This is a genomic window from Croceibacter sp. (genome assembly GCF_002716225.1).
GTDB lineage: Bacteria > Bacteroidota > Bacteroidia > Flavobacteriales > Flavobacteriaceae > Croceibacter > Croceibacter atlanticus.
Window position 1 is genome coordinate 202461 of record NZ_PAZX01000011.1, and the last position, 13989, is coordinate 216449.

Annotated in this window: 11 protein-coding genes; 2 read left to right on the plus strand and 9 right to left on the minus strand. The window is 34.3% G+C overall.

The genetic code is table 11. The features are described from left to right. Positions 1–48 precede the first annotated feature (48 nt). Both CL818_RS09505 and CL818_RS09510 read right to left on the minus strand, forming a co-directional pair. Positions 49–1284 carry a class I SAM-dependent rRNA methyltransferase gene (locus CL818_RS09505; protein WP_272973864.1) on the minus strand — a complete coding sequence of 412 codons (1236 nt, stop codon included), beginning with the start codon at positions 1282–1284 and terminating at the stop codon, positions 49–51. After that, the gene (locus CL818_RS09510; RefSeq protein ID WP_013188003.1) at positions 1278–1433 is read right to left on the minus strand and encodes a hypothetical protein; all 156 of its coding nucleotides are present in this window, start codon (positions 1431–1433) and stop codon (positions 1278–1280) included. Before CL818_RS09510 ends, CL818_RS09505 begins: the two co-directional genes overlap by 7 nt. Before the next feature lie 202 nt (positions 1434–1635). Between CL818_RS09510 and CL818_RS09515 the strand changes: the two genes are divergently transcribed. Then, positions 1636–2502, plus strand: a complete 867-nt coding sequence (locus CL818_RS09515; RefSeq protein ID WP_013188004.1) for a sigma-70 family RNA polymerase sigma factor — start codon at positions 1636–1638, stop codon at positions 2500–2502. A 78-nt stretch (positions 2503–2580) separates the two neighbouring features. On the opposite strand, the gene CL818_RS09520 is transcribed toward CL818_RS09515, so the two are convergent. Continuing rightward, positions 2581–5037 (minus strand): zinc-dependent metalloprotease, encoded by a 2457-nt coding sequence (locus tag CL818_RS09520; RefSeq protein ID WP_272973865.1) that lies wholly within the window; start codon positions 5035–5037, stop codon positions 2581–2583. Between the two features lie 107 nt (positions 5038–5144). On the opposite strand from CL818_RS09520, the gene CL818_RS09525 reads away from it, so the two are divergent. Further along, complete coding sequence (locus CL818_RS09525; RefSeq protein WP_272973866.1) at positions 5145–6464, plus strand: dipeptidase; 1320 nt, start codon at positions 5145–5147, stop codon at positions 6462–6464. Between the two features lie 84 nt (positions 6465–6548). Here the strand turns inward: CL818_RS09525 and CL818_RS09530 are convergent, their stop codons facing one another. The 6 genes from CL818_RS09530 to CL818_RS09555 all read right to left on the minus strand — a co-directional run bounded on the left by CL818_RS09530 (position 6549) and on the right by CL818_RS09555 (position 13986). Further along, positions 6549–8054 carry a DEAD/DEAH box helicase gene (locus CL818_RS09530; protein ID WP_041241212.1) on the minus strand — a complete coding sequence of 502 codons (1506 nt, stop codon included), beginning with the start codon at positions 8052–8054 and terminating at the stop codon, positions 6549–6551. A 159-nt stretch (positions 8055–8213) separates the two neighbouring features. After that, positions 8214–9755, minus strand: a complete 1542-nt coding sequence (locus CL818_RS09535) for an acyl-CoA carboxylase subunit beta (RefSeq protein ID WP_272973867.1) — start codon at positions 9753–9755, stop codon at positions 8214–8216. A 7-nt stretch (positions 9756–9762) separates the two neighbouring features. Further along, entirely contained in the window at positions 9763–11205 is a 1443-nt protein-coding gene (locus tag CL818_RS09540) for an acetyl-CoA carboxylase biotin carboxylase subunit (protein ID WP_272973868.1), read from the minus strand. Next, positions 11202–11696 carry an acyl-CoA carboxylase biotin carboxyl carrier protein subunit gene (locus CL818_RS09545; RefSeq protein WP_272973869.1) on the minus strand — a complete coding sequence of 165 codons (495 nt, stop codon included), beginning with the start codon at positions 11694–11696 and terminating at the stop codon, positions 11202–11204. Before CL818_RS09545 ends, CL818_RS09540 begins: the two co-directional genes overlap by 4 nt. A gap of 113 nt (positions 11697–11809) precedes the next feature. Continuing rightward, positions 11810–13495: an efflux RND transporter periplasmic adaptor subunit gene (locus CL818_RS09550; protein ID WP_272973870.1), complete on the minus strand. Its 1686-nt coding sequence runs from the start codon at positions 13493–13495 to the stop codon at positions 11810–11812. A 5-nt stretch (positions 13496–13500) separates the two neighbouring features. Next, on the minus strand, positions 13501–13986 hold the full coding sequence (locus CL818_RS09555) for a DUF305 domain-containing protein (RefSeq protein WP_272973871.1): 486 nt from the start codon (positions 13984–13986) through the stop codon (positions 13501–13503). Between the last annotated feature and the right edge of the window lie 3 nt (positions 13987–13989).

Genomic DNA, 13989 nt, shown 5'->3' on the forward strand with positions numbered 1-13989 from the left:
ATTCAATTTTAATTTAAAAAGGCTTTCTAAATTTTAGAAAGCCTTTTTTTATTGTGATATTTTAAAATATATAGTTTTAAGGTATGCACCTTCTGCAAACGCTATAGGATGATCGTCATCGTGAGCTGTTCTATCTAAAACTTTATAAGTAACATTTTGTTGTTTTAAAGCTTTTTCTGCCATAGCATAAAAATCTTGAGCCTCTACTCTACTGCTACAAGATGCCAATACAAGTGTGCCATTTTTAGATACAAGTTGTACACCCATTTTAGCAAGTTGCGCATATTTTTTTAAAGCTTTTTCTACGTCTGTTGCTTTCTTTGCAAAACTTGGAGGATCAATAACTACAACATCAAACTTTCTGTTCTTTTGTATGAGCTGTTGTAGTTTTTCAAAAGCGTCTCCTTCAATTATATGATGTGTACCTTTATGGTCATTTAAAGTTGCATTTTCCTTAGCTACTGCCAATGCCTGTGCACTAATATCCAAACTAGTAACATCTTTTGCTCCTTTAGCTAATGCATGAACAGAAAAACCTCCAGCATAGCTAAACACATCGAGAACAGATTTTCCTTTGCTCAACTCTCCAACACGTTTTCTATTGTATCTGTGATCTAGGAAATATCCTGTCTTATGACCTTTTATAACATTGGCCTTAAAATTAATACCGTGTTCAAAAAAGTGCACCTCTTCATCTTCTAGGTTTCCATACAGAATAGATCCATCAGACAAACCTTTAGTTGTTAAAAGCTGGTCTAGTTTTCTACTTAACCTAAGCACAACTGTTTTTACTTGAGTTGCATTAATTATATGTGGAAGAATATCACTTAAATAAGGTAACCACATTTCAGAATACAGTTTAATAACCAAGACATTTGCATATACATCTGCAATAAAACTTGGCATATTGTCATTCTCCCCAAAAAGGAGTCTGTAAGCATTTGTGTTGGTATCTAAAAGGTCTAATCGTTTAGCGTAGGCAGTATGTATTTTAGATTCAAAAAAAGAGGAATTTATAGTAGCAGGACTGCCATTGTGTAAGACCTTTATTTTTATGGGAGAATCTATGTCATACAATCCTAAGGCAATAAGCTTATTAGTATGATTGTCATAAATAATGGCCAAATCTCCAGATTTAGGAGAATGACTTTCTTTTACAATACTATCTGAAAATACCCAAGGATGACCTTGTTTAACTAAACCTTGGGCGGTTTTGTTAAGCTTTACAGCAATACGCTGTGTTTTAATTTTTGGTAAATGTGTAAACTGAGAAGCTTCTACCAAAGTTCAAAGTAAATTCCAGAAAGTATAATAGCGATAATACAGATAATAACAGCTACTATTATGATAGTGGCTCCTACTTTAGTTTTAGGTGTATCTTGAAGAATATAATCGTTTTCTTCAAACTCTTGTTTTTGCTTTTTATCTGACATGATGTTAAATTGGTTTTATTGCGCAAATATAAACAACAAAAGGTATAGTTTTTGCGTTATATAACAAAGAAATGAAAACTGTAAAACACATCACTTTTTACCGTTTATTAAGTTACTAAATTTAAAATAAAATGTTAAAAATTTGGAAAATCCAAAAATTTAATGCATTATGTGGTGTTAAACGAAAATATCCCTAGAATATATGAGACAACTCAAGATTACCAAGCAGGTTACAAACAGAGAATCTAAATCTTTAAATAACTACCTGCAAGACGTTAGTAAACTAGATTTAATAACGGCTGAAGAAGAAGTTGAGTTAGCACAAAGAATACGAGAAGGTGATCAGATAGCATTAGAGAAGTTAACGAAAGCTAACTTACGTTTTGTGGTGTCTGTTGCCAAGCAATACCAAAATCAAGGATTAAGATTACCAGATTTAATTAACGAAGGAAATGTTGGTTTAGTTAAAGCCGCTAAACGTTTTGATGAAACTCGTGGTTTTAAATTTATCTCTTACGCCGTATGGTGGATTCGTCAATCTATACTACAAGCACTAGCAGAACATTCTAGAGTTGTACGTTTACCTTTAAATAAGATTGGTGTTATTAACAAGATTAATAAAACATTCTCTTATTTAGAGCAAGCTTATGAGCGTCCGCCTTCTGCTGCAGAAATTGCAAAGGAGTTAGATATGCCTGTAAGCAAGGTGAAAACTGCAATGAAAAACTCTGGACGTAGCCTTTCTATGGATGCGCCATTTCAAGAAGGTGAAAACGACTCTAACTTATATGATGTATTAAAGAGTGGAGAAAGCCCAAGCCCAGATAATAACTTAATGCAAGATTCTTTAAGTGTTGAGATAGAGCGTGCTCTAGATACCCTTACAGAACGTGAAGCAGATGTTATTAGACTTAACTATGGTCTTGGAGGACAACAGCCGTTAACTTTACAAGAAATAGGTGAAACTTTTGATTTAAGTAGAGAGCGTGTTCGTCAAATTCGTGAAAAAGGAATTAGACGTTTGCGTCACGAAAGTAAGAGTAAGATCTTAAAGAAATACTTAGGATAGTTTTACGACTCTGTTTATTTATAAAAAAGCCGCTTTAAATTAATAAAGCGGCTTTTTTATATTCTATAATTAAAACTCTTAACCTTCTGGATTAAGGATTAAATTAATACGATCCTCTAAATCATCATAGTGGTATTTTGTTAATGTGTTAGACGATCTTGCAGATTTTAACTGGCGTTCTAATAACTTAAGTTCTCCTCTTACTAAAGCGCGCACATCACTTTGATCAACTGTATAATATACCTCGCCATATCTTCCTCGACTCATTTCTTCAGTTAGTAAATATTCCATTTGCTCTACAAAAGCACGTTGTAAGTTTCTTCTATATAAATCTGTTGGCTTTCCAGAAGTAACTTCATTAAAGATTCCTCTTCTAACATCCTGTAACATCTCTAAAGCAGAGTAATACTCATTCTCTGTAGTTTCAGCATTAATTAAGCGTCCTATTCTATCAAAGCTTAATAGGTTGTTTAAATGTCTTGTTTGTAAACTACGTAGGCGTTCAAAATAACCAGATTCAGATATATTTTGAACAATAGCTTTATCAATTAGCCATTGTGGTGTCTCAAAAATTGTATTGTGTAACCAAGATACAGACTGTTTTTGAGTGTCTTTATCTACAACAGTATAAACACTACCTTCTTGCTCTGGTGTTTTTAAATTTTCATACACACCACCAACATTAGTAACTACGTGTCCTACGTAACGAGACATAACCCCTAAAAGTTCTCCATACAGCTCTTCTAAATCTGCATAATCATTAGTTTGATCTGATGTCCACTTTGGTAAATTTTCAGCAACATACTTTAAGTTTTTTATACCATATGTACTTGCATTTATAGGATTGTTTCCTATAGCTTCGGTTTGAGATTGTGGATCAAAACTACTGCTTTGTTTTCCAAATTTATATTTTGGATCATTTGCTTTTTCAAGTATCCAAGAATTTAAAGTTTGCAACTCTGCTTCTGGAGAATTTGCATTAGGAATAACACGATAACCCCAGTTTGCAGCATAGTGGTCGTATGGTCCCATTTGGCGTACAAACCTTATATTTTCATCTCCAGGTTGTGCTATATAGTTATAACGCGCATAATCCATAAGACTGGCAGCTATACCATTATTTTGAGTAAACTCTCCATCTCTATAATCTTCAACATTATATGCATAGCTGGCTGCCATATTATGAGGAAAACCTAATGCATGACCTACTTCATGTGCAATAACTTGACGCATCATCTCTCCTATTTCTTCTGCATTAGTATCTAAAGTTCTAGCTGAAGGATTTGCTGCGCCAGTTTCTAATAAATATCTATTTCTGTAAGACCTAAGGTGGTTATGGTACCAGATAATATCACTTTCTATAATTTCTCCAGAACGAGGATCACTCACACTTGGCCCAACAGCATTTCTGGTGGTACTAGCAACATAACGCACTACAGAGTATCTTATATCTTCTGGACTAAAATCTGGATCTTCTTCTTTGGTTGGAGCATCTTTAGCTATAATTGCATTTTTAAAACCTGCAGTTTCAAAAGGTTTTTGCCAATCTTCAATACCTTGTTTTATATAGGTTTTTAAACTCTCTGGCGTACCAGGATCTAAATAATAAACTATTGGTTTAATAGGCTCCACCAATTCTCCTCTCTCATAAGCAGCAGGATCTTTAGGTTCCAATCTCCAACGTCTTATATAAGTTTTCTTATCTGCTTTTAAAGCTTCACTCGAGTAATCTATCTGGCTTGTTGTAAACCAACCTACACGAGGATCAAACAATCTTGGTTGCATTGGTTCTTCTGGCAACAAAATCATAGATTGATTCATTTGAAGACTTATTGATTCTGTAGCTGAGTTAGATGGTGGCTCAGAAGCATTGTAGGTAAAATCCTGTTTAACCTCTATATTTTCAGGGAATGACTTTATGTTATTAATAAAGCTTCTATCCTTATCTAGGTTTTTTACTTTATAAGATTTTCTTAGTCTTGAGCTCAAACCACTTATAGCCTGAACATCTGAAGATAAGAATTTAGTAACATCAATAACCGTAGCTGTACTATCTGCACTCAAGGCTTCAATATCAAATGCATAAAGTGTAGGCTCATAATTATTTACTAAGACAGAATTATTAATTGCTGCAGAAGTATCCAAAGCAACTTCTGAGTAGCTTTTTACCTTTAATAAGATTTTGTCCTGAAACCTAACCCAATGTACCACTTGCTCATTAGTTTTGCTTCCTGCATTCATATAACCACCGCCTAAATTTGATGGTATTTGAGCTATCCTACTTACCCAAAGCATATCTTTTTGCAGGACAGCATTCGGTATTTCATAGTAATATTTTTCACCTATTTGATGAACTTTAAATAAACCATCATCTGTTTTTGCAGCACTCGTAATGACTTTCGAATAAGGTTTTATCTTATCGTCTTTTGAAGCTGAAGATGTTGGTGTATTGGTTGATTTTTTTGTGGTTGATTTTTGGTTGGCGCACCCTAATACTACTAGTAGCGCGGTTAATACAACTAATGGGTATTTCATTATATAGTAAGATTTAGCCATCTAAGATACCAAAAATTGAGAAAGCTTAAACCACTAAAGAATCATATTTTAGTGAATAGTTGTACTTTAGCTACAAACTACCACCAATGAGAAATGTCCTTTCACTAGTATTATTAGTCTTTATTTCAATAAGTTGTAAAGAAATTGAACCTAAAGAACTAACCGAAAATCAACTGCTTGCAAAGGCCATGTCTATTCATTTAGAAGTTATCACTTTAGATACACATTGTGATATAAATATTCGAAATTTCACAGACTCCATTAACTATACACAAAAATTAGAAACACAAGTTAATCTTCCTAATATGAAAGAAGGAGGTTTAGATGTGGCTTGGTTTATTGTGTATACAGGACAAGACTCTTTAAATGACATAGGTTATAAAAACGCATACGATAATGCTATTAGCAAATTTGAAGCTATACATAGGTTAGTAGACAGTATTGCTCCAAACGATATTGCTTTAGCAACAACCTCTAAAGAAGTAAAAGATATACACGAATCAGGCAAACTTGTTGCGATGATAGGTATAGAAAACGGTTACCCAATAGGTACAGATCTTAGTAACGTCAAGACATTTTACGATATGGGTGCACGCTATATGTCTTTATCACATAATGGGCACAGCCAATTATCAGACTCTAACACTGGAGAAGAAGATGGTGTCTGGTTACATAATGGGTTAAGTGAATTAGGAAAAGAAGTGGTTTCTGAAATGAATCGTGTTGGTATGATGATAGATGTATCTCATCCATCTAAAGAAGCCATGCGACAAATGATAAATTTAACCGAAGCGCCAATAATAGCTTCACACTCATCTGCCAGAGCGCTTTGCGATCATAGTAGAAATTTAGATGATGAGCAGTTACAATGGTTAAAAGATAACAATGGTGTTGTACAAACTGTAGCATTCAGCAGTTATTTAAATACCGAAAAGCACAATGCATTTAATGACGCTAAGCAAAAGTTATACAAATCAGTTGGACAAAAGATGGGTTTTGAAATCATTGAGCGTGATAGCGTAAGACTTTTAGACAATGAAGCAAGGACGGCATATTATGATAATTATAGAAAAGTTATAAATGCTTCGAAAGAGAAGGTTGAAGCCTTAAAGCAGGAAATAGCACCTGTAAATGTTTCAGATTTTGTAGATCATATAGATTATCTCGTTGAAAAAATTGGAATTTCTCACGTAGGCATTAGTTCAGATTTTGATGGTGGTGGCGGTATTCACGGTTGGGAAGACGCTTCTGAAACCTTTAATGTAACATTAGAGTTAGTTAGGCGTGGTTATACTCAAAAAGAAATTGAAATGCTTTGGTCTGGAAACTTATTAAGAGTTTTAGACGACGTTGAAGCGGTTGCAAAACGAATTCAAGGAAATGAAACTGAGGTTGCAACTAATTAATCCTTAGTAATAAAGCTATAAAAAAACAGCAAGCACTTAATGGCTTGCTGTTTTTTTTATAACTTAAATCAAGTTTCTTGAATACTAAAACTTACCGTTAAAGCTTAAGCGTAGTTTACGCATATACTCTTCTTGTAACCAATTTTTATAGTTCTTGGTATTGTTTATTATACAATATGAGAAAATACGTATTCTATACTCTATATCATCCTTAAGTAGCTTAGCAAGCTCTCTTGCATCAAAAACATCTTCACTGTTTTCAATACACATTTTTGAGTGTTGCTCTATAGATTTTTCAATAACCATCTTAGACTTTCCATGAGACTTCATAATCTTCTCATATTCTGCTCGAACATTAAATGAGATGTCTTCGGTATTTTTAAAACGCTCTCTTAAATCGTCTGGCATAACATATTTAAACTCACGTTCAATCTCATCATCACTACGAAGGTGTTCTAAGAAATAGTCTGGAGATTTAAAAATACGATGCCAATCTACAGGTTCACTCCACATACCAAAACGTGCAGCGTTATTACCAAGATCTAAAACTGTAAATTCTTTCTTATCACCAAGCACACGAGAACCACGTCCTATCATTTGATAGTATAGCGTTAATGATTTTGTAGCTCTGTTAAGTATAATTGTTTCAACAGAAGGTTCATCAAAACCTGTAGTTAAAATACTTACAGATGTTAAGATAGCATCTGGTGTTTCATTAAACCACTTAAGAATAGCTTTACGCTCTTCTTTAGTGTGTGTATTGTCTAAGTGCTCTACTTCGTACCCAGCGCGTTTAAAAGTAGTATAAACTTCTTCTGAAGTACGTATACCATTATTAAATATTAAGGTCTTTGTACCTTGTGCTTTGGCTTCATAGGCTTGCAAGAGTTTACCTTGCATTACCATATTTCCATAAAGTTCTTCGGAAGATCTTACGGTATAATCTCCTGTCATCCCAACTTGTAATGTTCCTAAATGAACATCATAGCTATAGGTTTTTGCTTTTGCTAAAAATCCTCTTTTAATTAATGAAGGTATATCTTCTCCTACAATTAGATCATCATAAACCTCATACATAGGAAGTTTAATGTTTGAGCTTAAGGGAGTTGCAGTAACACCTAACATAAAAGAGCCTTCAAAGAATTTGAAAAGCTTTCTGAATGAGTTATAGTGAGCTTCATCTATAATTACAAGACCTACATCTTCTACATCAAAAATATCATCTTGTAAACGATTGTTTAAGGTTTCGACCATTGCCACAAAACAATTGTACTTGTCTTGATCTGGAAGCCTTTTAACTTTAGAGTTTACAATTTTATTCTTTACACCAAACTCTTTAAGCATTTTAGAAGTTTGCTTACAAAGCTCTATCCTGTGTGTAAGAATAACTACCTTTTTATTGGTTTGCTCTATATAACGGCGTACTAATTCTGAAAATATCACGGTTTTACCGCCACCTGTAGGAAGTTGATACAGGAGATTGTAATTATCTGGATGCTTCTCGATACGGTCGAAGATTTTCGCAATATCGGTTGCTTGATAATCGTAAAGTTCTTTTTTGTTATTTATTCCAAAAGTTGTGTTTGCCATAGCCATTCTAAAAAACTTTGCAAAATTACAGTTTTTTAATGCTTACGAAAAACAAAACCAAGGTTTCTATAAAAAGAAATTATAATTGCTTTAAAATGAATAAAAAAGGAGATGATTTAATTTTCAAAATCATCTCCTTCAAAAAATATGTTTTTCTAATTAAAGTGGAATATTACCATGTTTGCGTTCTGGTCTTAACACTGTTTTATTTTCTAACATAGCAAAAGATTTAAGAAGCTTGCGTCTGGTATCCTTAGGCATAATCACTTCATCTATAAAGCCTCGCTGTGCTGCCTTAAATGGATTAGCAAAGGTTTCTGCATATTCTGCCTCTTTTTCAGAAAGCTTAAGCTCTGGATCTTCGGCTGCTTTTATTTCACGCCTAAATATAATTTCACTTGCACCCTTTGCTCCCATTACTGCAATTTCTGCAGTTGGCCAAGCATAATTCATATCTGCACCAATATGTTTAGAATTCATAACATCATATGCACCGCCATATGCTTTTCTGGTAATTACTGTAATTCTTGGTACTGTAGCTTCACTTAAAGCATATAATAATTTAGCACCGTGCAAAATGATACCATTCCATTCTTGATCTGTTCCGGGCAAAAATCCTGGAACATCCACTAATACTAACAATGGAATATTAAAGGCATCACAAAAACGAGTAAATCGAGCTGCTTTTTTAGAGCTATCTACATCTAAAACACCAGCCAAACTCATAGGCTGGTTGGCTACTATACCAATACTTTTTCCGCCTAATCGGGCAAAACCAACAATAATATTATCTGCGTAGTCTTTATGAATTTCGAAAAAAGAGTCTTTATCTATTATCCCCGAAATTACCGTATGCATATCATAAGGTTTATTAGCAGAGTCTGGTATAATACCTTCTAGTTCTTCTCTAACCTCATCATTTAACTCATAAGAAATAGCTTCTGTTTTTACTTTATTATTTTGAGGTAAGTAGCTTAATAATTGCTTAATCTGTTCAAGACAAACTACATCATTACTAGCGGTAACGTGTGTTACACCAGATTTAGTGGCGTGCGTTCTTGCACCACCTAATTCTTCTGAGGTTACTGTTTCATTTGTAACGGTTTTAACCACATTTGGACCTGTAACAAACATATAGCTACTATCCTGTACCATTAAGGTAAAATCTGTCATTGCAGGTGAATAAACAGCACCACCAGCACAAGGCCCCATAATGGCAGATATTTGAGGTATAATTCCAGAGGCTTGTACATTTCTGTAAAAGATATCTGCATATCCTCCTAAAGAGCGTACACCTTCTTGAATACGTGCTCCTCCAGAATCATTAAGACCAATAATTGGAGCACCTACTTTTAAGGCGTGATCCATAACCTTACAAATCTTTTCTGCGTGTGTTTCTGATAATGCACCTCCAAAAACAGTGAAATCTTGTGCATAAACATAGACTAGTCTGCCTTGTATTGTACCGTATCCTGTTACAACACCATCACCATAAAACTTCTGTTTGTCCATACCAAACTCTGTTGTTCTATGCGTAACCAGTATGCCCATTTCTTCGAAAGAACCATCGTCTAACAAATAATTTACACGCTCTCTTGCAGTAAGTTTATGTTTTTCATGTTGTTTTTTTATACGTGCTTCGCCGCCACCCAAATGAGCTTGTGCTATTTTTTCTTCAAGTTGTTTTTTTATATTACTCATCCTGATATTACGATTTTGGTAGTCTTAATTGTTTTGAATCTTTTAGGTATTGTCTTAACGCTACCTTAGCTGCCAATTCTGCTTCTTCTGTAAACTGAGCTTTCAGTTTTTCTGGAGAATAGTTGTTTTTTACAAAGTGAGTATTAAAGTTTCCGCTTCTAAATGCATCATTCTCAAACACAAATTTTCCAAATGGCAATGTTGTTTGGATACCTTCTACTTCATAAGCATCTATAGCTTCAACCATAAGTTGTATTGCTGCTTCTCTAGTTTTACCATAGGTAATTAATTTAGCCAGCATTGGATCGTAATAGATAGGCACTTCCATACCTTCTTCGAAACCGTTATCTACTCTTATTCCATTTCCTTCTGGTAACTTGTAAACTTCTAGGTTACCTACACTTGGAAGAAAATCATTTAAAGGATCTTCTGCATAAACTCTAAGCTCAACTGCATGACCATTAATTTTAAGATCTTCTTGTGTAAAGGATAACGTCTCTCCGTTAGCAACTTTAATTTGCTGCTCAACAAGGTCTATTCCTGTAATAAGTTCTGTTACAGGATGCTCTACTTGTAATCTTGTATTCATTTCTAGGAAGTAGAAATTATGATCATCATCAATTAAAAACTCTACAGTTCCAGCTCCAACATAATCACAAGCTTTTGCAACTCTTACAGCTGCAGCTCCCATGTTTTCTCTCAGCGTTTCAGATAAGACACTAGATGGTGCTTCTTCAACAACTTTTTGATGACGTCTTTGTATACTGCACTCACGCTCAAACAAATGAACTGTATTGCCATGTTTATCGGCTAGTACTTGTATTTCTATATGTCTAGGAGATGCTATATATTTTTCAATAAATACAGAACCATCACCAAATGCAGATTTTGCCTCACTTATGGCTCGTTTCATTTGAGATTCTAATTCTGTCTCTTTTTCTACAACACGCATACCTTTTCCGCCACCACCAGCAGAAGCTTTTATAAGAATAGGAAAACCAATCTGTTTAGCTATGCTTGTAGCTTTATCTACATCTTCAATAGCTTCATCTATTCCTGGAACCATTGGTATATCATAAGATTTTACAGCTTCTTTAGCTGCTAACTTACTTCCCATAACTTCGATAGCATGAGTATCTGGACCTATCCAAACTATACCACTTTCTTTAACTTTTTTAGCAAAACCTGCGTTTTCACTTAAAAAGCCATAACCTGGATGAATAGCATCAACATTTAATGCTTTAGCTTTTTCTATAATTACATCGCCTAAAAGGTAGGACTCCGACGATGGTGGTGGTCCTAATAAAATAGCTTCATCTGCATAACGTACATGTGGTGAATGCCTATCTGCTTCAGAATAAACGGCAACTGTCTTTATACCCATTTCGCGTGCTGTTTTCATAACACGAAGGGCTATCTCGCCACGATTGGCAACTAATATTTTTTTCATGATAATGGTTCTAGGGTAAGCAATAAGGCATTCTTCTCAACGGTGTCTGCTGTAGAAACTTCAATAGATTTAATGACACCATCTCTTGGTGAAAGCAGTGCGTTTTCCATCTTCATAGCTTCTAGCACACATAGTGTATCGCCTTCTTTTACACTGTCTCCTTCCTTTACATCTACACTTAAAATAACACCTGGCATTGGTGCAAAAATATCATTCTCTATAGCATCTGCTCCTAAGCTTAATCCCATTTCTTCAATTAGAAGATCGAGATCATTTTTAATGGCTACCTGATATCTATTACCATTTATACGAATTGTATATTGGCGATTAAGTACATCTTTACCTTCTATATGTACAGATTGGGAGGCAGAATCTTCTAAAATATGTTGTTTGTTATTGGGTTGTAAGCTGGTATCTAGGGAATTGACGTCTTGAGCATCTAACTGAAACTCAAACTCATCATTAACCGAGAGTTTATAAGTATTGGTCATAGATCTGTTATTATGATTTAAAGATAATAAGTCCTACAGATACTACAAATTAATAGCCCCTAAAACTATAAACTAACAAAATGAAGTACCATAAATACTATATGGAAAGTTGATTATAAACGCCCAATTACGCTACCACAATCTAACATCGCCTCACCAAAATATGGATTTTTAATTCCCTTTTCCAATGCTAGCCATTGTGCACCATTGTTATTGTTTGCCATTGGACATTCTTGAATATAATATGTGGTGTTTTGACTGCTAAACCCTTTTGATATTTTAATTAGATTTTTTGAAAGTCCTACAAAGGCAGAGCGCTGTTGTGCCAAAGTTTCTGATTTTATAAAATTTTGAGTAGTTGTTTCTAAAGCTTTTAATGCTGAAACATCTTTTAGCTTTTCAGTATTTCGGATACTTTTTAGAAGATTGTTTGAAGCTTGGTGGGCAGCCTTAGTATCTGAGTTTACCAATGCATCTTTTAGAACGATATATTTTATCATGACATCGTTTAAATAACTTGAATCTTCTAGTTGTTTATTCATAGTATCTGAACCTGTTGTTGGGTTCATCATAGATTGCTTGCCTTGTAGCTGTGCCGCAGCATCAACTGTGAATGTGCCATTTGTAACTACCTCATCTCCTATTTTTAATCCAGACTGTATTTCATAATTATCATTTACAGTTCTTCCTAATGTAACATTGCGCATTATAAATGTTGGTGATGTAGCAGTGGTTTTAATATATACTAAAGACTCTTCTCCTGTCCATAACACTGCACTTTTAGGCACTGTTATTTGGGTATTATTATCGGTGTCAAGTTTTATTGTGCCGGTAACAAACATACCAGGTTTTAATAAGTCTTCTTTATTATTTAGTGTTGCTCTTACACGAACAGTTCTTGTACTTGTATTTAAAATAGGGTCTATAAAAGACACCTTAGCATTAAATGTTTTATTAGGAATAGCTTTAACTACAACACTAATGTCCTGACCTTCTTTTATATCATGTATTGTAGTTTCATATGCATCAAACTCTGCCCAAACGGTACTTAAATTTGCTACTTTAAATATAGGTTGCCCATCCATAACGTGAGATCCTTTGTTTACCATTAGTTCTGTTACTACTCCAGAAACTTGGGCGTAAATTGTAAAACTAGGTTTAGGGATTCCTGTCTTTAACACCTCTGCAAGTTGTGATTGTGGTATCATCCAGTTCATAAACTTATTTTTCACAGCAGTATAAAGCTGAGGCTGTGCATCTTTTATTCTGTATGCAGTAATAAGTTCCTGTTGTGCAGCTACAAGCTCCGGAGAATAAATTTTAGCTACTGCTTGTCCTTTTCTTACAGTTTCACCTACAGATGTGACATAAAGTTGATCTACACGGCCATTAAAATGAGCTGGTTGTGTAGCTGCTTTGTCATCATTTGCTTTTATTTTTCCAGACAACTCTATAGATGAGTTACTAGAAGACATTTCTCCAATAACTGTTGTTTGAATATTAGCCAATGCCATAGCATTTTCTGTCATCTTAAACTCATTGGGTGCCAATCCTGTTGCAGAGCTTTCAGCTGGAATTAAATCCATACCACAGATTGGACAATCGCCAGGCTCTTGTTGTCTAACTTGAGGATGCATAGAGCAGGTCCAAATTTCTGAGCTGTGTTCCTCCAAAGAATGCTTCTCTTCTTTAGAGGTTTTATTTTCTGAAGAAGAGTTTGATGTTGTACCAAACAATAACCAACCTGCAAAAAGCCCTATGAGAACAGCAAAGATTAAATATATAACGTTCTTATTCATTGTTTTTAGTTTTTGCTTTCTAGGCGCTTTATCATTTGTTTCATTTCTTCAATTTCTTTCTTCTGTGCTTTGATAATATCTTCTGCCAACTTTTTAACTTCTGGATCTTTAATTTCAGCTCTTTCACTTGTTAATATTGCTATGGAATGGTGTGGAATCATAGCTCGCATCCAAAGTACATCTCCAATTATAGGTTGTTGAGCACGAACTAACCCTAAAGCTCCAACAAATAAGATAATACTACCTGCTACAATAGCTATGTTCTTTTTAGAGTTTTTATACATATTACGCATAGCTAAAAACATAATTATTGCCATTGTAGAAATTCCTAAACAGGTCATGTAAAAACGCGTTAAGCTAAAGTACACATGATCTATTTGGTAAGTATTTAAATACATGGTAATATACATTGTTATAAATGATGCTATTAACATTCCTATAAACTTAGTATAATTACCTATTCCTGATTTTTTATCTGATTTAGAATTCATAAT